14 protein-coding genes and 1 pseudogene are annotated in these 23,538 nt (G+C 62.0%); 13 read left to right on the top strand and 2 right to left on the bottom strand.

The genetic code is table 11. The annotated features are described in order from the left end of the window. Window positions 1–305: 305 nt before the first annotated feature. From IPV69_RS27165 to IPV69_RS05590, 13 genes and pseudogenes are all read left to right on the top strand, one after another. Window positions 306–1,964, top strand: a pseudogene (locus IPV69_RS27165) (PHP domain-containing protein); the annotation flags it as partial. A 157-nt stretch (window positions 1,965–2,121) separates the two neighbouring features. Continuing rightward, entirely contained in the window at window positions 2,122–2,496 is a 375-nt protein-coding gene (locus IPV69_RS27160) for a four helix bundle protein (protein ID WP_315853159.1), read from the top strand. Between the two features lie 17 nt (window positions 2,497–2,513). Then, window positions 2,514–4,319 carry a helix-hairpin-helix domain-containing protein gene (locus IPV69_RS27480; protein WP_261362010.1) on the top strand — a complete coding sequence of 602 codons (1,806 nt, stop codon included), beginning with the start codon at window positions 2,514–2,516 and terminating at the stop codon, window positions 4,317–4,319. A gap of 145 nt (window positions 4,320–4,464) precedes the next feature. Then, a complete protein-coding gene (gene atzF, locus IPV69_RS05635) occupies window positions 4,465–6,285 on the top strand; it encodes an allophanate hydrolase (protein WP_206293941.1) in 1,821 nt (606 codons plus the stop codon). Window positions 6,286–6,796: 511 nt separating this feature from the next. Then, window positions 6,797–7,804, top strand: coding sequence for an ABC transporter substrate-binding protein (locus tag IPV69_RS05630; RefSeq protein WP_206293940.1), 1,008 nt, complete (start codon window positions 6,797–6,799; stop codon window positions 7,802–7,804). A gap of 75 nt (window positions 7,805–7,879) precedes the next feature. Next, window positions 7,880–9,046 (top strand): ABC transporter permease, encoded by a 1,167-nt coding sequence (locus IPV69_RS05625; RefSeq protein WP_206293939.1) that lies wholly within the window; start codon window positions 7,880–7,882, stop codon window positions 9,044–9,046. After that, window positions 9,030–9,929 (top strand): ABC transporter ATP-binding protein, encoded by a 900-nt coding sequence (locus tag IPV69_RS05620; protein ID WP_206293938.1) that lies wholly within the window; start codon window positions 9,030–9,032, stop codon window positions 9,927–9,929. The genes IPV69_RS05625 and IPV69_RS05620 overlap by 17 nt, the downstream gene beginning before the upstream one ends. An 84-nt stretch (window positions 9,930–10,013) precedes the next feature. Further along, window positions 10,014–10,841, top strand: coding sequence for an urea amidolyase associated protein UAAP1 (locus IPV69_RS05615; protein WP_206293937.1), 828 nt, complete (start codon window positions 10,014–10,016; stop codon window positions 10,839–10,841). A gap of 84 nt (window positions 10,842–10,925) precedes the next feature. After that, a complete protein-coding gene (locus IPV69_RS05610) occupies window positions 10,926–11,525 on the top strand; it encodes an urea amidolyase associated protein UAAP2 (protein WP_206293936.1) in 600 nt (199 codons plus the stop codon). A gap of 107 nt (window positions 11,526–11,632) precedes the next feature. Beyond that, window positions 11,633–15,328 (top strand): urea carboxylase, encoded by a 3,696-nt coding sequence (gene uca, locus IPV69_RS05605; protein ID WP_206293935.1) that lies wholly within the window; start codon window positions 11,633–11,635, stop codon window positions 15,326–15,328. A gap of 79 nt (window positions 15,329–15,407) precedes the next feature. Further along, window positions 15,408–15,884 (top strand): RrF2 family transcriptional regulator, encoded by a 477-nt coding sequence (locus IPV69_RS05600; protein WP_261361993.1) that lies wholly within the window; start codon window positions 15,408–15,410, stop codon window positions 15,882–15,884. Between the two features lie 103 nt (window positions 15,885–15,987). Continuing rightward, window positions 15,988–17,340: a hypothetical protein gene (locus IPV69_RS05595; RefSeq protein ID WP_206293933.1), complete on the top strand. Its 1,353-nt coding sequence runs from the start codon at window positions 15,988–15,990 to the stop codon at window positions 17,338–17,340. A gap of 103 nt (window positions 17,341–17,443) precedes the next feature. Beyond that, window positions 17,444–19,249, top strand: coding sequence for an Hsp70 family protein (locus IPV69_RS05590; RefSeq protein WP_206293932.1), 1,806 nt, complete (start codon window positions 17,444–17,446; stop codon window positions 19,247–19,249). Between the two features lie 46 nt (window positions 19,250–19,295). On the opposite strand, the gene IPV69_RS05585 is transcribed toward IPV69_RS05590, so the two are convergent. Together IPV69_RS05585 and IPV69_RS05580 are read right to left on the bottom strand one after the other, a co-directional pair. After that, window positions 19,296–20,450: an MGDG synthase family glycosyltransferase gene (locus IPV69_RS05585; protein WP_206293931.1), complete on the bottom strand. Its 1,155-nt coding sequence runs from the start codon at window positions 20,448–20,450 to the stop codon at window positions 19,296–19,298. Between the two features lie 167 nt (window positions 20,451–20,617). After that, window positions 20,618–23,251 (bottom strand): glycosyltransferase, encoded by a 2,634-nt coding sequence (locus IPV69_RS05580; protein ID WP_206293930.1) that lies wholly within the window; start codon window positions 23,249–23,251, stop codon window positions 20,618–20,620. Window positions 23,252–23,538 lie beyond the last annotated feature (287 nt).

Raw genomic sequence — 23,538 nt, 5'->3', positions numbered from 1 at the left:
CACGAAGAACACGAAGAACACGAAGAAGAGATATGAGGGGAGATAATCTCCACGCACATTTGTCATCCTGAGGTACTCCGAAGGACCTTGTATCTGAGGCGAGAAGACTTTCGATACCGATCCGGTGCGATAGCGATTCGACATCGTCGCATGGACTGCAGTTTACAAGGTCCTTCGGAGTACCCCAGGATGACAACGAGAGAATTGGCCTGCTTCTGACAGATTCGCTCCTCTTGTGTTCCTTCGTGCCCTTCGTGTCTTCGTGGTGAATCCGGTCTGGCAGGAAGTGTCCCTTTACGACACCCATGCCCGATCCCACCAACCCCAAATCCCGCATCGCCCCCGATCCGCCGGCGCAGCTTGTGCCGGCGGCGCAGGCGTACGCCGAACTGCAGGTAACGACTAACTTCTCGCTGTTGCGCGGGGCGTCGCACGCGGACGAGCTGGTCTTCCAGGCCGCCGCGCTGGGCTACCGTGCGATCGCCGTCACCGACCGCAACACCCTCGCCGGCATCGTTCGCATGCACGAGGCGGCGACCAAGTGCGGCTTAAAACTGGTCATCGGCGTTCGCCTGGTCTTCAACGACTGCCCCGACGTCCTGCTTTGGACTGCCGACCGCCCGGCGTATGCCCGGCTCTGCCGGCTGCTGACCACCGGTAAGCGCCGGGCCGAAAAAGGCCACTGCGCCCTCTGGCTGGCCGACCTGTTGGTTGCGCTCGCCGAAGCACCCGGCCTGCTCGCGGCGATCGTCCCGCCAGAACCGCTGGACGACATGATCGAACCCATCATCGCCCGCCTGCGCGATGCCGCCGGCGGCCCACAGGCCGATCGGCTTTCCATCGCCACCAGTTGTCTCTACCAGGGCACCGAACGATTCCGCCTGCGCGAACTGACGGAGTTGTCGGCTGCGACGGGCGTTCCGCTGCTGGCGACGAACGACGTCCACTACCACGAGCCCGGCCGTCGGGCGCTGCAGGATGTCCTGACCTGTGTCCGCCATCTCTGCACCTTGCACGACGCCGGCTATCGCCTGTTCCCCAACGGCGAGCGATACCTGAAGTCGCCGGCGCAGATGCATCACGTCTTCGCCGCCATTCCCGGGGCGATCGATCGCGGCGTACAGATCGCCAACCGCTGCACCTTCACGCTCGACGAGCTGCGTTACGAGTATCCACAGGAACTGGTGCCCGCCGGCGTCAGCATCACGCAGCACCTGCGCAACCTGACCGAAGCCGGCCTGCTGAAACGCTACCCGCAGGGCACATCGCCCAAGGTGCGGGCCCTGGTCGAGCACGAGCTGAAGCTGATCGCGCAGCTCAAGTACGAGGCCTATTTTCTCACTGTACATGACATCGTCGTCTTCGCCCGCTCGCGCGGCATCCTGTGCCAGGGCCGAGGCTCGGCGGCCAATTCCGCGGTCTGCTATTGCCTCGGCGTGACATCCGTCGACCCGACCGAGATCGACCTGCTGTTCGAGCGGTTCGTATCAGCCGCGCGGAAAGAGCCGCCGGATATCGATGTCGATTTCGAGCACGAACGGCGGGAGGAGGTCATCCAGTACGTCTACCAGAAGTACGGCCGGCAGCGCGTCGGCATGACGGCGGAGGTCATCACCTATCGCGGCCGCTCCGCCGTCCGCGACGTGGGCAAGGCGCTGGGCCTGAGCCTCGACCTCGTGGACCAGATGGCTAAGCGGCTCGACGGCTGGAGCGCCGGCGCGATGACCGACGATCAGCTCCGCGCGATCAACCTCGACCCCACCGACCGCACCATCCGCCAGGTCGTCAACATCACCAGCCAGTTGCTCGGCTTCCCCCGGCACCTGGGCCAGCACGTTGGCGGCCTGATCATGACGCAAACGCCCCTGTGCGAAATGGTCCCCATCGAGAACGCCAGCATGATTGACCGCACGGTCATCGAGTGGGACAAGGACGACATCGACACGGTGGGAATGCTGAAGGTGGATGTGCTGGCGCTGGGGATGCTGACGTGTATTTCGAAGGCGTTCGCGATGATAGAAGGAAGGCACGGAGGCACGGAGGCACGAAGGCACGAAGGAGATTTGATACATTCTGTTTGCGCGGACGCTGTATACCAAGGGTGTAAAGGGAAGGTGGCAAATGGCTGTGATACGGACTTACCGGGATCTGATCGCTTGGCAGAAGGGAATGAAGCTGTCGAAAGCGATCTACATCGCTACTCAGAGCATGCCGCGGGAGGAGCAGTTTGGACTGACGAGTCAAATGCGCCGCGCGGCAGTATCAATACCATCGAACATTGCCGAGGGATATGCGCTGGAGAGCAAGAAGGCCTACCTGAAACACCTGCGAATCTCCCGGGGTTCACTGGCAGAACTGCAGACACAGTGGGAACTGGTGACGGTCGAACTGGAGTTGATTCCATTCGATCGCGCGATTTTGGCGTTGCTCGAAGAGGAAGATCGGATCCTCCAAGGCCTGATCCGTGCCGTCAGAGCTTCGAGGTCGAAGCGATAATTCCACTTCGTGCCTCCGTGCCTTCGTGCCTTCGTGCCTCTCCTCTAGAGCTCCACCATTTCAAGCCTATCGACCCCGTCGTCTACGACATGATCTGCCGGGCCGATACGATTGGTGTTTTTCAGATCGAAAGCCGCGCGCAGATGTCGATGCTTCCGCGTCTTCGGCCGCAGTGCTTTTATGATCTGGTGATCGAAGTTGCGATTGTCCGGCCCGGGCCGATCCAGGGGAACATGGTGCATCCGTATCTGCGCCGGCGGAGCGGGGAGGAGGAAGTCACTTACCCCAGTGAGGCGCTTCGAAGCGTATTGCACAAAACGCTGGGCGTGCCGCTGTTTCAGGAACAGGCGATGAAGGTGGCAATGGTCGCCGCAGGATTCAGCGCCGACGAAGCCGACCAGCTTCGCAAGGCGATGGCGGCCTGGCGGAAGACGGCCAAGCTCGAAGAGTTCCGCGACAAGATCATCAACGGCATGCTCGCCCGCAATTACACGCAGCAGTTCGCCGAGCAGACCTTTGATCAGATCCGCGGCTTCGGCGAATACGGCTTCCCCGAAAGCCACGCCGCGTCGTTCGCACTGCTGGTTTACGTGTCCTGCTGGCTCAAGCGATACCACCCGGCGGCGTTCGCCGCGGCATTGATCAACAGTCAGCCGATGGGGTTCTATGCGCCCGCCCAGATTCTCCGTGATGCGCAGGAACATGGGGTCACGGTGCTGGCGATCGATGTGAACTTCAGTGAGTGGGATTGTGTGTTGGTAGGAAGGCACGAAGGCACAGAGGCACGGAGGGTGGGCTTTTCAAGTCCGAACGGCTCCGTCAGTGACACGGGCTTCCAGCCCGTGCGTGATGCGCTCGAGGTAGAGAAATCAACAGTTGCCGAAGCACCACGCACCACGCACGGGCTGGAAGCCCGTGTCACTGACAAAGTCTCACAGGACACCGATCCTTCATGCCTTCGTCCTCCCGTACCTCCAACCCCACCCCACACGTGGGGCCTTGGCGGTCCCGCTATTCGGCTGGGCATGCGAATGGTCAAGGGGCTGCGCGCCGACTACGTCATGCGGCTGGTCAAGGAGCGCAAGCAAAACGGCCCGTTCCGCTCCATTCGTGAACTGCGGCTGCGCACTGCCATCCCCAAGCCCGCGCTCCAACGATTGGCCGAGGCCGACGCTTTCGGATCAATGGGGTTACCGCGCCGCGAAGCGCTCTGGCAGGTGCTGGGATTGGAAGCGGAAGAAGCGCCGCTGTTTGAGCAGTGGGAAAGAGAGCTCGTATTGAACGAGAGGCACGAAGGCACGGAGGCACTGAGGCACGAAGGGTTGAAATGGCCTTCTTCTCCTTCGAGCCCACGTGTCTCTGTGCCTCCATCTCTGCCCGCTCCTTCGTGCCTTCCTCCCATGCCTCTCGGCCAGGAAGTCATGACCGACTACACCACCTTCGGCTTGTCGCTCAAGAGCCATCCAATGGCACTTGTTCGCCCGGAGCTGACCGCCCGCAAGATCATCACCGCGGCCGAGATGAAACAGCAGCGGCACGGCAAGTGGGTGCGCGTCGCCGGGCTGGTGCTGGTCCGCCAGCGGCCGGGGACGGCGTCGGGCATCGTCTTTGAAACCCTGGAAGACGAAACCGGCATCGTCAACCTGATCGTCCGGCCGAAGGTCTACGACCAGTACAAGCAGGCCGCCCGTTACGCGGTGATGGTCGAAGCACAGGGCATCGTCGAACGGCAGGGGGAGGTCATTCACGTGATGGTCAAGAAGATGGAAGACCTGACGCACCTGGTCGACGGGTTGCGGACGAAGTCGCGAGATTTCCATTAGTTCACGACGTCCGAAATTCATACCCCAAGCCGGGGGCGCAGCACTACAACCCCACTACCTCCTTTTCTTCCCGACTTGCCCGCACAACGAGGTTCCCTAAGATCGCCGTTCAACCAACCGCTGGAGAACTGACCCGGAAGGACTCGTGCCCGCAACTCCCTCTGACGCCGAAGTACTGACCCTGGGCAACCTGCGCGCTCACCTGGACGATGGGACCTGGTCGGCGGCCTCGGTGATCGAAGCCACCCTGCGCCGCATCGCCAAGGCCGATCGGCCGGAGATCTGGATCAGCCGGGCGTCCGAGGCGCAGCTTGCAGAGGCGGTCGAGCAGATCGAAGCACGCAAAGCCGCCGGCCAGTCGCTGCCGCTGTTCGGCGTGCCGGTCGCGGTGAAGGACAACATTGATGTCGCCGGGATGCCGACGACCGCCGCCTGCCGCGAGTATTCCTATGTGCCCGCGAAGTCTGCGACGGCGGTGCAGAAGTTGCAGGATGCCGGCGCGATCGTGATCGGCAAGACCAACCTCGACCAGTTCGCCACCGGCCTGGTCGGCACGCGCTCGCCCTATGGTGCGGTGCGAAACGCGCTGGATCCCAAGTACATCTCCGGCGGTTCGAGTTCCGGATCGGCCGTTGCGGTGGCGCTGGGACTGGTGCCCATCTCGCTCGGCACCGACACTGCCGGCTCGGGACGGGTACCGGCGGGATTCAACAACATCGTCGGCATCAAGCCCACGCGAGGATTGGTCAGCACGCGCGGGGTGGTGCCCGCCTGCCGGACCCTTGATTGCGTATCGGTGTTCGCCCTGTCGTGTGACGACGCGCGGACGGTGGTGAAGATCCTCGGCGAGTTCGACCCGCAGGACCCCTTCTCCCGCCCGGTTCCGCCGCCGATCGCCAAGCTTTCTGCGAAGTTCCGGTTCGGCCGGCCGGCGGACGCGTATCTCAAGTTTTTCGGCAACGCCGAATACGAGCGCGCGTTCAAGGCCTCGATCGAAGCGATGAAGCAGATCGGCGGCGAAGAAGTCACAATCGACTACGGTCCATTCGAGGCGGCTGCCCGGCTGCTGTACGAAGGGCCGTGGGTTGCCGAACGTGTCGCCGCGATCCGCGAGTTCTGGACGACAAAGCAGGATGCGCTGCACCCAGTCACGCGCAGCATTTATGCCAACGCATCGAAGTTCGACGCCGTCGGCACGTTCGAGGCAATGTACAAGCTCGCGGAACTGCGTCGGGCGTCGCTGGCGCAATGGCAGAACATGGATGTGCTGCTGCTTCCCACGACCGGAACGACGTACACGATCGACCAGGTGAATGCCGACCCCGTCGCCACCAACACCAACCTCGGCTACTACACGAACTTCGTCAATCTGCTGGACCTGGCGGCGATCGCCGTGCCAGCGAGCATGCTCCCCTCGAAGCTGCCGTTCGGCATCACGCTGATGTCGCCGGCCGGCGGGGACTCGATGTTGTGTGCCCTCGGCGCTCGGCTGGAGAAATCTCTGGACCTTCCGATCGGTGCCACGGGAAGCAAGGCGACCCGCGATGGCGTCGCATCCGCGAGCGACGAAAAGGCGATTGTGCACGTTGCCGTCGTGGGGGCCCACTTGAGCGGATTGCCGCTCAACTACCAGTTGAAGAACCGGGGCGGGCAGCTCGTCCGCGCCACGCAAACCGCACCTTACTACCGCCTTTACGCACTGCCGGGTACCACGCCGCCCAAGCCGGGCATGCTCCGTTCGCCGGACAAGCAGTCGGTGGGGCTTGCGGTCGAAGTTTGGGAACTGTCGGCGGCGGCGTTCGGGGAGTTCGTCGCGGAGATCCCGCCGCCTTTGGGCATCGGCTCCGTGGAACTTGAGGATGGTTCGGCCGTAAAGGGTTTCCTGTGCGAGTCCTACGCGCTCATGGGGGCACGTGAGATCACTCACATGGGCGGCTGGCGAGCGTACCTGGCGGCGCAAAAGTGATGCTCACAGAGGCACCCGTCGCCGGTTAGCGGTCGCACCGCAGGTGCACTCTTCATTGCGATCCCCATAGGTGCACCTTCGGTGCGACCACTCAGCAGTACAAGGTGCCGCGCGAATGAACGTCACTCGCGCGTCCATCACCTCGCCGCGCATTTATAAGGCACATTAAAGTCAGCAAGCGCCCCGTAAACGAACACAACCCCATTTTCATTCGCGGCACTCGCTTTGCGAGCATGTTCGACGACAGGTTGGTCCCGCCGCACGGCGTAGAGGTGCCTTCCGGGCGTATCAAGCAGCCCAGGTGCCCCGAGTTTCGGCTTCGGCCGTCCGATCAACAAAAGCACAAACGCTTTCGGCAAGGTAAGCGGATCGTGTGCTGCCACCCGGGCAGGTTCTCGTTGCCCTGTGGGCCCAGTGGGCGTTGATCGTTCGTAAAAAGCGCGTACGCCCGCCACAGTTCGCTTTCCCTTCGCCGCTTTTCTCTCGACCTCATTCCGAAGGAGTCTCACACATGCGACGCATGCTCTGCGCTTTGCTCGCGGTCTGTCTCGTTTCCGTGGCCGCCTGCGACAAGGGACAGCCCGCCGCCGGCCCGGCTTCCAAGCCGTCCTCGCCCCTCAAGATCGCCTATTCCGATTGGCCCGGCTGGGTCGCCTGGGAAATCGCCATCCAGAAAGGATGGTTCAAGGAAGAGGGTGTTCCCGTCGAATTCGTCTGGCTCGACTACGTAAAGTCGATGGAAGCGTTTGGCGGCGGCCAGGTTGACGCGGTCTGCATGACCAATGGCGATGCCATGGTGACCGGCTCCACCGGCAAGCCGTCGACGCTGGTCGTGCTCAACGACTACTCCAACGGCAACGACATGATCGTCGCCAAGTCGGGCTACGCTGATCTGAAGTCGCTGAAGGGCAAGAAGATTGCCGTTGAGCTCAACTTCGTCGATCACCTCCTGCTGCTTAAGGGCCTCGAAAAGGCGGGCATGAGCGAGAAGGACGTCGTGCTGGTCAATGTCCCGACCAACGACACGCCCAAGGCGCTCGCCTCCGGCGACGTCGAAGCGATCGCCGCGTGGCAGCCCAACAGCGGCGCGGCGTTGAAGCAGGTCGCCGGGTCCAAGTCGATCTTCTCCAGCAAGGACGTGCCGGGCCTGATCTACGACGGCCTGTACGCGAGCAAGGAGAGCGTCGGTGCCCGCGCCGAAGACTGGCAGAAGGTCGCCAAGGTCTGGATGAAGGTTGTCGAGTTCATCAAGAACCCGGTCACGAAGGACGAAGCGATCAAGATCATGGCCGCCCGTGTAGGCCTTTCGACCGCGGAATATGCGCCCCTGATGGAAGGCACGTTCTTCCTGGATCTTGAGGGCAATCTCAAGGCGTTCGAGAAGAGCGACGCGTTGACCTCGATCTACGGCTCAGGCGAGTTGGTCAACAAGTTCAACGTCGAGAAGGGCGTCTACAAGACGGCCGCCGACGTCGGCTCGTACATCGAGCCTCGCTTCGTGAAGGCTTTGAAGAAGTAAGCGGAGGAGCGCGGAGGCACGCAGGTCGTTCGCAACACCTGCGTGCCTTCGTATCTCGCGCCTGCAGACATCCTGATGCCCTCATTCTTCGCCATTCGCCATGATCCTTCGCCGGGGCACAGCCTGCTCCTTAAGGCGCTGTCGTTCCTGTTGCCGCTGGGGCTCTGGTGCTTGGTGAGCTACGTACCCGGTGTCTGGCAGCCGATCGTTCGCGTCGCCGACCCGGGCGAGAGTTTTTTTCAGTCCGGCGTACCCGTACCCCGAACGGACTTTGAAGCCGCGAACGCCAGGTTGAAGGCCGAGGGCAGGCAACAGATGACCGGCGTTGGCGAGAACCCAGTCTACCTGCCACCGCCGCACAAGGTGGCACAGGCGTTCTACTCGGCGTTTACAACGCCGCCGCTGCGAAAGGAGGACCCTTGGCTCCACGAGAGCCTGCTGCACAGTCTGCGGATCATCATGATCGGGTTCGGTCTGTCGGCGATCGTCGGCGTCCCCATCGGGATTCTCTGTGGTACGTTCGGCAGCGTATCGAGGCTGGTCGAGCCCGTCGTCGATTTTGTCCGCTACATGCCGCCGCCGGTCTTCGGGGCGCTCGCCGTGGCGGTGCTAGGTCTATACGACCCGGCGAAACTCGCGATCATCTTCATCGGCACGGTCTTCTGCATGATCCGCGTGATTGCCAACACCACGCGGCAACTCGATACGGCATTGCTGGAAGCCGCGATGACGCTCGGCGCAAGCAGAAAGAGGTTGCTGACCGGCGTGATTGTGCCAGGCATTCTGCCGAACCTTTACAACGACCTGCGTATCCTGCTTGGTGCCGCATGGACGCTGCTCACCATTGCCGAACTGATCGGCGCACTGTCGGGCATTAGCTACTTCATTGATCGCCAGGGCAAATACTTCAAGTACGACAATGTCTTTGCCGGTATCGTGATGATCGGCATGCTTGGTCTGATCACCGACAAACTGCTCACGATGATCGGTGCCAAATTGTTCCCCTGGCAGGCGAAGCCGGCGGTCGGGATGTGGAGCGAAATTTGGCTGCTGCTGAGAGGATTTGTGCCGCACCGCCGGGGATTTGAAGGCTCCGTTCCGGCAGGAGCCGGTGCGTCGATTCCCGAAGCGATGACCGTACCGACGATAGCCGATCTCGCGGCATCTCTAGAGTCAGCGGCCGACCCGAAGCCTGAAGACCCGGAAAAGCCGACACGGAGGGCCGATGCTGCAACAGCTTGACCTGCCCAGCTACAAGGAGAAAGAGCCTGCGGTTGCCGAACGATTTGAACGCATCTACGCCCGGCCGGTGGTCCTGGAAGCACGATCGGTGTCGCGACAATTTGAATCGGCGCGCGGCCCAGTGGACGCCCTCCGCGACATCAACTTTAACGTTCATCGACGGGAGTTCATCACCGTCATCGGACCCAGCGGCTGCGGGAAGTCGACGCTCATCCGAATCCTCGCGGGACTCGACCATCCGACCAGCGGGCAGATCCTGCTCGACGGTAAGCCGGTGAGCGGCCCCGGACCCGACCGCGGAATGGTCTTTCAGGGTTACACCCTGTTCCCGTGGCTGACCGTGAAGAAGAACGTCATGTTCGGCCCCATCAGTAAAGGGCTCGGGCCCACGCGTGCCGAGCAGGATGCGATGCAGTGGATTCAGATGGTGGGCCTCGAGAAGTTCGCCGACCATTATCCGCATCAGCTTTCCGGCGGGATGCGGCAACGTGTCGCGATTGCGCGATCGCTGGCGAATCAGCCACGAATCCTGCTGATGGACGAACCGTTCGGCGCGCTCGACGCCCAGACCCGAAGCCAGATGCAGGGATATCTGCAGCAGATCTGGCAGAATGTCGACGTCACGATCCTGTTCATCACCCATGACCTGGATGAAGCGGTATACCTGGCGGACCGCATCATTGTGCTGGCGGCGCATCCCGGGCGAGTGAATGAGATCATTGAGGTCCCTGTCCCCCGGCCCCGGTCGCCGCAGCAGTTTATGGATCCTCGATTCCTCGCGACCCGGGCAAGAATCAGCGAGCTCATTCACCCGCCGGGAGAACACAGAGAAGAGAAACTGCCGCTCATTCGAATGACGCTGGCGACCGACGATGTCTTATGATTGTGGGCCGGCCTCCCGGCCTGCATCGCCACCTTGCTCCGGTAATTAGTGCAGGCCGCAAAGCCTTCACTTCAACGCAGAACCATGCAAAGCCAACTCTCCGATCCCTACAAGGCGCGCGAACACGCCCGCGCACAGGCCGGCACGAAGGTGCGGGCGATGCCGACGATTCCGGCATCGGCGGCGACCGATCTCCCGGCTGGCGTATCGGCCGGCGACGTGGTCTGGGATGAGACGCTCGCCGGCGGCGAATACGCCGCCCGTATTCTCAAGCGTGGTTCCCGTCTCCGGCTCACCAATCTCGATGGCGACGGCTGCATCAACCTGCTCGTTTTCAACGCCGATCGTCCGATCGAGCGCATCAATGTCGCCGACACGGTCAAAGTGCAGTGGAACGCGTATGTCGGAAAAGGCGGCCTGGTCCTTTCAGACATGGGACGGGTGCTGCTGAGCATCGTCGAAGACACCTGCGGGCAGCACGATACATTCTGCGGTTGCTCAAACGTCAGGAGCAACGCGAAGAAGTACGGAACTGGCGACAACTTCGGCCCTTTCCCCAACGCCCGCGATCGCTTCCTGCTCGCTCTGCTGAAGTACGGTCTCGGGAAGAAGGACATCCCGGCCAACATCAATTTCTTCAAAGGCGTGAAAGTGGAGACGGACGGCGCGCTGACCTTCAACCCTCGCAGCAGCAAACCGGGAGACTATGTCGAGCTTCGCGCCGAGATGAACGTGTTGGTAGCAATCGCCAATACGCCACACGCGCTCGACCCGAGGCCCCAATACACCTGCACCGCCGTTCGCCTGACTGCATGGCGTGGCGAGCAGACGCCAGCAGATGACCCCATCCGAAATGCTTCCCCGGAGAATCTTCGGGCATTTGAGAACGTCGAAGACTATTTCCTCATGTAGGGCGGGCAATGCCTGCCGGATGAAGGATTCCCCGCAGGGCAACACCCGTCCTGCCAAGCGCAGAAACCGTCAACCGCAGTCCCCATGGCTACCGATTACGATTTCACCATCCCCGCCCGAGCACCCTGGTCACACGTTCTGAAGAAGGGCCAAACCCTTCGCATCGTTGACCTTGAAGGCAACCAGGCAGTCGACTGCATACTTTACAGCGCGGCCGATCCTGCCGAGCGTTACAGTTCTTGTGAGACGGTCGTCGCGCAGAAGAACATCTTTCTCAATGTCGGGACGGTGCTGATGAGCAACGAGGGCAATCCCATGATGACGATCGTCGCCGACAACTGCGGCCGGCACGATACCTCCGGCGGTGCCTGTTCCTGCGAGAGCAACACCCTCCGCTATGGCCACCACACCAAGCATCAGCACGCTTGTGTAGAGAACTTCATCTACGAGCTGGGCCAGCATGGCCTCGGTAAGCGGGACATGGTCAGCAACATCAACTGGTTCATGAATGTGCCGGTCGAGGCCGACGGTGCCCTTGGCATCGTTGATGGCATCAGCGCGCCCGGAAAGTTTCTCGAGCTTCGTGCCGAGATGGACACGCTGGTGGTGATCAGCAACTGCCCGCAGATCAATAACCCGTGCAACGGTTTCAACCCGACCCCGGTGCGAGTGACGATCTCGTAGGGTCCCGTCCTGGCGGACGCGAGGTCCCGGCGTCGCGAGCCGATTGGTATTCGAAGAGTTTTGCTTCCACTTGAACGTTCGCGTCCGCCAAGGCGGACCCTATAACCATGTTCACCAAAGTCCTCATTGCCAATCGCGGCGAGATCGCCTGCCGAATCATCCGGACACTTCGCAAGCTGGGCGTTGCTTCGGTCGCGGTCTATTCGGATGCGGACGTACAGTCCCAGCATGTCATCCTCGCCGACGAAGCGGTCAAGATCGGACCTGCGCCGGCGGCCGAAAGCTACCTGCGCGGCAATCTGATCATCGAAGCGGCGATGGCGACCGGGGCACAGGCGATTCATCCCGGCTACGGTTTCCTGTCGGAGAATCACGAGTTCGCGGCAATGTGCGATGACGCCGGAATTGCGTTCGTTGGGCCGACGCCCGATCAGATGAAGGCGTTCGGCCTCAAGCATACGGCGCGAGAGCTCGCGATGAAGGCAGGTGTGCCCATGGCGCCGGGTTCCGGGCTGCTCGAATCGCCGGAGGCTGCGCTTGCTGCCGCCCGGAAAATCGGACTGCCGGTCATGGTCAAGGCCACTGCGGGCGGTGGCGGAATCGGCATGCGGCTGTGCCGCGCCGAGAGCGAACTGACCGAAGCATTCGCTGCCGTCCAGCGCCTCGGCAAGGCGAACTTCAAGCACGCCGGGCTATACCTTGAAAAGTACATCGAGAACGCCCGCCACATCGAAGTGCAGATCTTCGGTGACGGCAAGGGTCATGTGGCGGCACTCGGCGAACGAGACTGTTCGGCGCAGCGTCGCAATCAGAAGGTCATCGAAGAAACGCCCGCCCCGGGCGTCAGCGATGAGCTCCGACATCAGCTGTTTGCCGCCGCGGTCAAGCTCGGGAAAACGGTCAACTATCGGTCAGCGGGCACCGTCGAGTTCATCCTTGATGATGACACCGGCCGCTTCTATTTCCTCGAGGTGAACACGCGACTTCAGGTCGAGCACGGCGTGACCGAGTTGGTTACCGGCGTAGACCTTGTCGAGTGGATGCTTCGCGTTGCCGCCGGGGAGCCACCCGCCGCGTTGTACGCGCCGCCAAAGCCCGCCGGTTCGGCGATTCAGGTGCGGCTGTATGCCGAGGACCCGGGCAAGAACTTCCAACCGTCGCCGGGCGTGTTGACCGATGTACGTTTCCCAACCGAGGCCAGGGTCGACACCTGGGTCGTGACCGGCAGCGAAGTCTCCGGGTTCTACGATCCATTAATCGCCAAGATCATGGTCCACGCGCCGTCGCGACCCGAAGCGGTAGGGAAGCTGCGATCAGCGCTCGGTGCGACGCGAATCGCGGGAATCGAGTGCAACCTCGAGTATCTGAGAACGATTCTCGACACGACGACGTTCACTGAGGGACGAACCACCACCCGCTTTCTCGGCACGCTAGCATTCGCGCCCTGGGCGATCGAAGTGCTCAAGGCCGGCACGCAAACGACAGTCCAGGATTCGCCGGGCCGGCTCGGCTACTGGGCGATCGGCGTGCCGCCGTCGGGTCCGATGGACGGGCTGGCGTTTCGGATTGGGAATGTGCTTCTGGCGAATCCCGAAGGTGCCGCCGGACTTGAGCTGACCGTCTCCGGGCCGACCTTGCGATTCAACGTCGACACGATCATTGCCGTCTGCGGGGCCGACATGCGGGGTACGCTCGATGGCGTACCGGTGCCGCTCTGGATGCCGGTCGAGGTCAGGGCCGGCATGACGCTCGACTTCAAGGCAGTGCAGGGGCCCGGCGCGCGAACGTACATCGCGTTCGCGGGCGGCCTGGATGTGCCCGACTACCTCGGCAGCAAGGCAACGTTCACGCTCGGAAAGTTCGGTGGGCATGGCGGACGGGCGCTGCGCGCCGGTGACGTGCTGCGCGTCGCCGATGACGGCAGGTCCGTGACGCAAAAGGAAGCCCGCCGCGAAGCATTGCTGGCGAGCTATGTTCCCCACCCGTCATTGCTGCCGCAGTACACCAGCGCGTGGGAGGTGTCGGTTCTCTACGGTCCCCACGGCGCGCCCGACTTCTTCACGCCGGAGGATATCGAGATGCTCTTCTCGACCGCGTGGAAAGTGCATCACCATTCCGATCGCACGGGTGTCAGGCTCATCGGCCCGCACCCAACGTGGGCCCGCGCCGACGGCGGCGAAGCCGGGCTGCATCCTTCAAACATCCACGACAACGCCTACGCCGTCGGTACCATCGACTTCACCGGGAATCTGCCGATCATCCTGGGCCCCGACGGTCCCAGCCTCGGCGGGTTTGTTTGCCCGGCAACGATCATCCAGGCCGACCTCTGGAAGCTCGGGCAGTTCAAGCCCGGCGATACGATCCGCTTCAAGCGGGTCACACAGGCCGTGGCGACCACGCTCGAAGCGATGCAGGACGAGGAGATTCATTCGCTGAATCCTGTCATCCGCAACGAGCCGGCCGTTGATATTGCCCGCCGACATTCGTCGGCGCGACTGCAGCAGCACATCTACTCCGGGGGCTTTGCCGTCCGGAATACGATCGAGTCGCCGGTGCTCCATTCACTTCCGGCGTCCGCCAACGGGCCTGCGGTGGTTTACCGCCAGGACGGCGACAAGTGCCTTCTGGTGGAGTACGGGCCGCTCCAGCTCGACCTGAATCTGCGATTCCGGGTGCATGCGCTGATGACGCACATGCAAGCCCATCCGCTTCCAGGCATCATCAACCTGACACCGGGCATCCGTTCGCTGCACATTCACTTTGACAGCCGGGAACTGCGCCTGTTCAGGCTGATGGATGCGCTTCTCGCTGCCGAAGCCGCGTTGCCCGATATCGAGCACACCGAGGTCCCGACACGCATCGTTCATCTGCCGCTGTCGTGGGACGACCCGGCGTGCCAGCTGGCGATTGAGAAGTACATGCAGGTGGTCCGCAAGGACGCACCCTGGTGCCCGAGCAACCTTGAGTTCATCCGTCGAATCAACGGCCTGGGATCGATTGACGACGTGAAGAAGATCGTGTTCGACGCCAGCTACATGGTGCTCGGCCTGGGCGATGTTTACCTCGGGGCACCGGTCGCGACACCGGTTGATCCGCGGCACCGGCTGGTTACCACCAAGTACAACCCGGCCCGGACCTGGACCGCCGAGAACTCCGTCGGCATCGGCGGGGCGTACCTTTGTGTGTACGGCATGGAAGGGCCCGGAGGTTACCAGTTCGTCGGGCGAACGTGCCAGATGTGGAATCCCTATCGCCAAACAACCGACTTTGTCGACGGCAAGCCCTGGTTGCTGCGGTTCTTCGACCAGATCCGGTTCTATCCGGTTACAGCCCAGGAGCTACTGAAGATACGCGAGGACTTTCCCGCCGGCCGGTACAAGTTAAAGATCGAACACCAGACCTTTCGCCTGCGCGACTACAACCAGTTCCTCACTGACAACCGCGATTCGATCGGCGCGTTCAAGTCCACCCAACAGGCGGCGTTCGACGCCGAGCGGCGTCGCTGGGACGAACTGGGTCTTGCCAACTTCTCGAGCGAACCACCCGACGACGCCGTCGGCGGCACTGATGTCGCGGTCGCGTCCGGGAGCGAGCCGGTCTTTGCCGATGTGCCCGGCAATGTCTGGAAGGTCGAGGCAAAGGTTGGCGACCGCGTCACCGCCGGGCAGAAGCTGGCGATCCTGGAATCGATGAAAACCGAGATTCCGGTGCCGTCGCCAATTGATGGCGTCGTGACGGAGGTTTTCTGTCGCGAAGGCAGGTTCGTGTCCGCCGGGCAACTGATGTTTGGTGTCAAGCCTTGAACGCGCGATGGGGCCCGGCGGGCCGCTTTCTGCGCATCATCGCTTCGGCTACAGTTGACGCACCGCTCAACGGAGGCCGATGTTTTCGCAGACTGTCGAGTACGCGCTTCGGGTCATGACTCACCTGGCTGTTCAGGAAGGGCCGGTGACCACGCGCCAGATCGCCGTCGCCACCAAGGTGCCGGAAGGCTACCTTGCCAAGGTGATCCAGACACTCGGACGCGCAGGGTTGGTACATTCGCAGCGCGGTCTGCACGGCGGTTCGGTTCTGGGGCGGGCGGCCGCGGACATCACCATCTTCGATATTGTCAATGCGATCGACCCGGTTCAGCGGATTCATACGTGTCCGCTGGGTCTTAAGTCGCACGGTGTGAACCTTTGTCCGCTTCACAAACGCATGGACGCCGCCCTCGACATGGTCGAACAGGCGTTCAAGGATTCCACCCTCGCCGAGCTCCTCGCCGAACCCACCCGCAGCCGCCCGCTGTGCGACATCGAGTTCGCCGAAGCGACGCCATCGTTCACCGCGAAACTGACCGAAGTAGCCAAGAAGTAGACGGCGCTGGCGTTTGCGCCTGCATGGCGCACACCAGATTTGCCTGGACGGTCATCAACGCAATTCTGGACACTTAGGTACATTTATTGAACTGAAGCCGCGCATGGCTCGTCCTGCACTCATGCGAACGACGACGATGTATCGCCGCAGACCCATCATCGGTCTTTCTGTCTTGATCTGCTTGTCGTTCGCAGCGACTGCTCGATCTCAGTACGAGTACAACCAGAAACCGATCAACTACTCCAACGCTGCCGTATCCGACCCCGTCGCTCAGCTCCAGAAGCGCATACTCGCAGGGTCGGTCGAGCTTCGACCGCGCGGCGACCAGGGATATCTCCGGTCCGTGCTGGCGGAACTGGGAATTCTGGAATCGTCGCAGACCCTGGTCTTTTCAAAGACGAGTTTTCAGCGGGAAGGGATTCACCCCTCCACGCCTCGCGCGCTCTACTTCGATGACGACACCTACATCGGCTATGTGCAGGGCGGGGATGTCCTGGAAGTAGCCACGACCGATCCCGCCATCGGGACTGTGTTCTATACACTGGATCAGTTTGCAAGGGGAAAGCCCAGGTTCGTACGGCAGACAGAGAACTGCCTCCAGTGTCACGCCAGCACGATGACCCACGACGTCCCGGGGTTGATGATTCGGTCGGTCTACCCCGACCCTCGCGGACAGCCGATCCTCAGCGAGGGGACCAAGGTGACCACGCACGAAAGTCCATTCTCGGAGCGGTACGGCGGCTGGTACATTAGCGGGCGGCACGGCGCGTTCGACGTGCAGAAGCATATGGGCAACCTCGTCGGCAAAAGCCGCGACGATGCAGAGCCCGTCGATCCAAAAGCCGGAACGAATGTCACCGATCTGAGCAAGTTTTTCGATACGTCGGCATACCTGACGCCGCACAGTGACATCGTCGCGATGACGGTACTTGCCCATCAGGCCGAGGCCCACAACCTGATGACCAAGGCGAACTACGCGTGCAAGTTCGCACTGCGGGATGCGCGCATCATGAACGAGGCGTTGGGACAACCTCTGGACGAGATGTCCGACAGCACGCACCGGCGAATCAACAGCTCGGCGGAGACTCTGCTGAGGTACCTGCTTTTCTGCGACGAGGCACCACTGGCTGCACCGATCGAAGGTACCTCCACGTTCGCCCGCGATTTCACCGCTCGCGGACCGCGAGACAGCCGAGGGCGTTCACTCCGGGATTTCGATCTGACACGCAGGACGTTCAAGTATCCGCTGAGCTATTTGATCTACTCCAGGGGTTTTGACGGCCTGCCGGAACAGACCAGGAGCCGTTTGTACGCGAGGCTTTTCGAAGTGCTGACCGGCAAAGATCAGGACAAGGCTTTTGCACATCTCTCCGCGGACGATCGCAGGGCGATTCTGGAAATCCTTCTGGAAACCAAGAAGGATCTACCCGCCTGCTTCCAGGCAACCCGCCCGTGAGACGGCTCATCGTTGGAAATTGCGGATCGCGTTCGACCAGGAAAGCCAACCCGCTGAGGCGCGACCTGAAGAATGAAGGGGTGGAACATGATAAAATCCCGGCATGTCTGGTTCGCCCGCATATTCCGTTGGCATCGATCTTGGCACCACCAACAGTGTGATTGCCTACACCAAACTTGGGGAAGAAGCGCCGCGCATCGAACTGCTCAACCTCCCGCAGGTCGTGGCGACCGCGACGATTGAAGACCGCAAGCTTCTTCCGTCCTTTCTGTACCTTGGTACCGACGCAGACCGCGACGCCCGGTCTCTCGATCTTCCCTGGGGAATGCAGCGAGATTTCGCTGTCGGCGAACTGGCGCGCAAGCAATCGGCCGATGTGCCGACGCGGACGGTCGTCGGCGCCAAGAGTTGGCTGGCGTACAGCAAGGTTGATCGGCGGCAGCCCATATTGCCATGGAATGCACCCGCCGATGTCGCCAAGGTGTCGCCAGTCGAGGCGAGCAAGCGGTACCTCGAGCACATCGCCGCCGCATGGAACGCCGCTCACCCAGAATCGCCACTGAAGGATCAGCAGGTGGTGCTGACGGTTCCGGCATCATTCGACGCTGCCGCTCGAGACCTGACGCGTGAGGCCGCGATCTCCGCCGGTCTTCCTGAGGACACCACCCTCCTCGAAGAGCCACAGGCCGCCCTCTATGCCTGGCTGGCCGATCATGCCGATCGTTGGCGCCGAATACTGAAGGTGGGGGACACGTTGCTGGTCGCCGATGTTGGCGGCGGCACCACAGACTTCACGCTGATCGGGGTCACCGAGGAGAATGGAGAACTCGCGCTCAATCGCGTCGCAGTGGGCAATCACACGCTGGTCGGCGGCGACAACATGGACCTGGCGCTTGCCTACCACGCAACGACCGCGTTCGCATCCAAGAATGTCACCCTCGACCCTTGGCAATCGGTTGCCTTATGGCACTCGTGCCGAGCGGCCAAGGAGGTACTGCTCGCCGCACAAGGTCCAGCGAAGCAGCAGGTCTCTGTCCTCGGGCGCGGGAAGAAGGTTATTGGTGGGACGGTATCGGTTGACCTCGAGCGGGAGGCGGTTCGATCGCTTCTGGTGGACGGCTTCTTTCCGGCCTGCACGCTCGCCGACAAGCCGCACAAGCAGCGCGCCAGTGGCTTTCGGCAGATCGGTCTTCCATTCGAAACAGACACCGCCGTCACGCGACATCTTGCCGCCTTTCTCAGCCAGCAGGGACAGGACGGCCAGGCGGTCCGGCCGACGCACCTGCTGTTCAACGGCGGCGTCTTCAAGGCGGCCGCGTTTCGGGAACGCCTGACCGGAACCATCGGTAGCTGGTTCGGAGGACGTACGCCCGAGGTACTGTCCGGCAACAACGATCTCGACTTTGCCGTCGCCCGCGGTGCCGCGTACTACGGCGCGGCCAAACGCGGAAAGGGTGTCCGCATTCGGGGCGGCACGGCTCGGAGCTACTACGTCGGAATTGAAACCGCCGGGCTCGCAATCCCCGGAGCGCCGAGGCCTCTTCGCGCTTTGTGCGTCGTCCCGTTCGGCATGGAAGAAGGATCGCAGGCCGATGTGCCGAGCGACGACATCGGCCTAGTGGTCGGCGAACCGGCGACGTTCCGCTTCTTTTCAGCCGGCTCGCGAAAGACCGACATGCCCGGCGACCTCGTCGATCGCTGGGCCGAAGGCGAACTTGAAGAAAGCGATTCGCTGGAGGCGAACCTTCCGCGGCCTGACAACGTTGAAGAAGACTATGTCCCCGTGAAGTTCCAGAGCCGAATCACTGAACTTGGCGTACTGGAGTTGTGGTGTGTCCGCAGCGGCGTCGAGGGTGCAACGGATCAACGGTGGAAGCTCGAATTTGGCGTGCGGGAGGACGCGGAGTAGACCATGACGGTTGCAGGTACAATCGATCGTTGTTTCGCGCTAGCCATCACGCCTTGACCGTGCTGATCAACTTCATCGCCCGTTCCACCACGTCAAATGCCGCCCGGGGATGGCCGATCCGTCGCGCGTTAGCCTGCATCTGTTTGAGCCGAGCGCCATCGGACAATATAACATCCAGCTTGTGTGGCAGGCTCTGGAGCGTATTGGCCTTGATCGCAGCGCCGTTCTCCAGCAGGTAGTCGCTGTTGCGGCTTTCCTGGCCGGGGATGGGATCGACAACGACCATCGGCGTGCCGGTCGCCATTGCCTCGCTCGTTGTCAGCCCGCCGGGCTTGGAGACGACCACGTCGGCGGCGGTCATCAGTTCCGGCATGTCACTGGTGAAGCCCAACACCGTTCGCCGGTGGTGCGACGGAAGAGGAATCGCCTCAAGCCTGGTACGCACCCTGGCGTTGCGGCCGGTGGCGACGACAACGTGAAGCGGTGTTTGGCATTCGAGCAGCCGACGGTGAATCTGTTCGATCGGCCCCACGCCGAACCCACCGGCCAGTTGCAGTACGACGTTGCGATCGACGCTGATACCATGCTTGCGACGACACCCGGTCGGGTCCATTGCCTCCCCGAATGCCGGGTGAATCGGGATGCCGGTGACCTCCATTTCGGACAGCGGTACCACATTCGACAGGTTGATCGCCGACTCGCGGCTGGCCATGTAATAGCGTTCGACCGGCTGCTTGACCCACATGCAGTGAATGTAGAAGTCGGTCGTCACCATCACCTGGGGTAGTTTCAATCGGCCCTCAAGGCGTAGCGAGGAAATGAATTCGGCAGGCAGAAAATGCGTGTTAATCGCCAGGTCCCACGGCTGCGACAGCAGCAGATCGGTGAACTTGCCGAACTGCACACGCTGAAACTTTGTACGAAGCCGCTCCATTGGAGGCCAGCCCGGCTTGTCTAGGCGGTCGTACATAAACCCGACAAAATGCGGGGCGTGCTTGATGACGTCGAAGTAGGTTTGTGCGAAGAAGTGTCGGAACGCGGCGTTCGTGTACTGCAGAACATCCACGTTAACGACATGCGCCTCGGGATGCGTCTGGCGCAACGCCAGCTCAATCGCCTCCGCGGCGCGCAGGTGCCCCACACCGGCTGACGCTGACAGAACCAGGATACGCGGCGGTGCGAAGCGCGCGGCAATCCACACGCCAGAGGCAACGCTCGGTGACCCCAACGATGCGGGAGACACCAAGGCTGGATCATGTTTCGCTGTCCTGGAACCCGCATCGGCGTGTCCGCCGGAAAGCGGCAATGCAGCCCCTTTCCGTCGAGTACGAGTCTTGAGCATGGTGGCAACGTGTCGGGTCGTCATTCTCATGATGCGGCGACCTCCAGATCGGCGGCGGTCGGTTCAGTTGCGGCGGCAGACGAGGCAGGCCGCTTTGGTTCACACCAGACATCGCCAATAGTCGCTTCGCGGACTGTCTTGACGTGCTGCTCCCAGTAGGTGTCGAACACGTCACTGCGCGTGTAGCGGGTTGCGCGATTGACGGCGTTTCGGCTCATACGCGAGCGGGCGGCGACGTCGTCGAGCAACTCGTCGATCGCCGAGCACCAGACTTCTGCCTCCGTGCTCGCGACGATACGACCGGTGACATCGTCGTCCATGACTTCCTTCGGGCCACCGGCTTCGCTGACCAGGACTGGCAATCCTGATGCCTGAGCTTCGATCACGGCTTGGCCGAGTGTGTCGGTTCGGCTCGGAAAAACGAACAGGTCTGCCGATGCGTAGTACGCGGCAAGTTCGGCACCCTTCTTGTAGCCTGGAAAGTGGGCCGGCAGGCCATTCAACTGCTTTTTTAACTCCGGCAAGTAGGGCCCCTCACCCACCACGATCAATGCGACGTCGTGACGCTCAACGCAGAGCTTGCTGAAAGCGTCGGCGAGCAACTTCAGATTCTTCTCCGCACTGACCCGTCCAACGTAGAGAAGTCGAAGAGGCTGCTGAATCCCTGAGCGTTCGAAGAGACCCGCATCACGATGGCGTGGCGTGAAGTTCTCGGGATCGGTGCACGGCGGCAGAACGCGTACCACACCCTTGGAAATTCCGAGTTCGGCGAGCGCCGACTCGTAACTGCGACTGCGAGCGAAGACGGTCGCAGCGTTGTTGTAGAACCAGCCCATGTAGCTGGTCGCCGCAGCGGTAAGGCGGTAGTCGCCGGTCATCTCCCGGACGAACGCCGGGAAGTCCGTGTGATAGGTCGCCAGCACGGGTACCTTCAGCATCTTTGCTACCAGCCAGCCGACCAGGCCCATCGGACCCGGCGTGCTGATGTGGATGACATCGAACTGCTGGCGGTCTGCCCATTCAAGAATCTCGAGGACCGGAGGCAGCGAAAGCTTGAGCTCCGGGTAGTGAGGCATCGGGAGCGAGGCGGCGGGCTCGAAGTTCTTTCTGAACGGTGTCTGCTCGTCCTTCGGAGCGTCGCTGCAGGTGGCAATCGTCAGATGGCGGCCACGGCGATCGGCCTCGCCGCCGAGACGCTTCAGGAACCGCGCCACGCCGTTCACTTCGTCGAACGTATCGGTGAAGAGGCCGATCTTGATGTTCTCCCCGTTGACCTCCCGGCCGAAGCCGGTGATCCCGCCGCAGAGGTGGCGTTCCTTGTTCTGATGGAACAGCGCGAAGTAATAGGGGAGCAGGCCGAACTGCTGAGCGGCAAGTGTCGAGAGGGCGTCGAAGATGGCAGCCATCTCACCGCGGGCCAGTTCCTTGGCGACGTGCGCGAAAACGCCGGAGGTGATATCGCGGTTGAGGACCGACACGAGCTTGAAAATCTGCTCGTGCTCGCCGAGAGGCGCAACGCCGCGCCGCATGGCGTCGAAGATCGCGGCGCGTTCGCGCGGGCGCTTGAGCAGCGACGAAAACGCAAGTTCGCCCAGCAGTGCCGTTCCGGCGGCGGGAGATTTCTTACGACGGAAGGGCGACGCAATCCGCCGGCCGGCGGCGGCAAACCCGTGACGCACTGCCGCCTTGACCAAGTCGCGTTTGCTCGGTCGGCGTCGTTCACCGACGAGCGTCTGGAGGGCCTGCGTGACAAGGGTATCGCGACCATTGTTCGCCGTCGGGGCCATGTTCCGCGTCCAGTAGCGGATACCGACGCCGAGAAAGTTGTGTGCAAGCTTAAGGCTTGAACCCGCTTCGCCGCCCGGGCGGCAGGTGGCATTGCGGATCGATTCAAGGGCCTGCTCACAGGTGGTGACTTCCGGCGGGAACTCGGTCCAAGTACGACCGACGTTCAGCAGCCCGTGGTCGTCGCTGCCGCCGGTGCGGGCCTTGACCCAGGGTTCGGGCCAGCGCGGCCGCATCCCATGCCGGGCCGTCAGTTCGACCAGCTTCTTCTCGGTCAGATGATCCAACACCGGCTCGAACGCATTTTTGTGCAGTACCGAGTGCGCGCCATTGATGCACTCGAACCCTTTGAACATCAGCAGCAGACGTTCGAGGTGCCAGCGACCGATGGTGTCGTTCTGCCGGTAAAGCGGGTGGGCGACCGCGTGCGCGATGCGATGACGCTCGATGTAATCCGCGACTTCGTAGATGTCAGCAGCCCGTGCCTGCAGATTTGCATGATCAAGCGGGGTAATGCCCCACACCAGGACGTGCATCTTGCAGTGGTCTTCGGGGAAGTAGCAGGTGAGTTCTTCGCCAACAATCAGGTCGTCACGGCGGCCGAGCGAGAGGACGCCGTCGATACAGTCATGGTCGGTAATCGTGTAAAAGTCCATGTCGCGGCTGCGTGCCTGCGCCAGAACGTCCGCCGGTTCGCTATAGCATTCGGGGCAGGCCAGTGCGTTGAGCACGGCCTCATCGGCCTCGGTGCTGGCTACGCTGTGGCAATGGAGATCGGCGCGACGCCAGCGTGGCGGCGCATCGCAATCGCGGCCGGACGATTGACCGCCGACGGCTTGGCCGTTGACGGTGACGGAAGGGGACGCGTGGGACATGGCCTGCTCCTATGCGAGCGACGATCTCTCGCCGCCTCGACATCCGCCCGCCTCTCTGGCCGGAGGACACCGATGTTCCGTGGAACGACAGCTTTGGGGATCCGTCCCCAGAGGCTCAAGTCGTTGGCTATTGGGGATGCAGTCTTTCAGGGAACCTCGCCAAAACCGTTCCGGGCAAGGCCACAACGCCGTCCATGGCTGCATCTCTTCCACGCTGTTATGACTTACGATGGTGAGCAATCGGTGGATATGTTGTTAATATTGCAACAATGGCGCAACAGATGGTG

Source organism: Humisphaera borealis, from assembly GCF_015169395.1.
Classification (GTDB): Bacteria; Planctomycetota; Phycisphaerae; order Tepidisphaerales; family Tepidisphaeraceae; genus Humisphaera; species Humisphaera borealis.
Note: the sequence above shows the minus strand (reverse complement) of the source record. Positions and strands in the feature narration are given on the sequence as shown.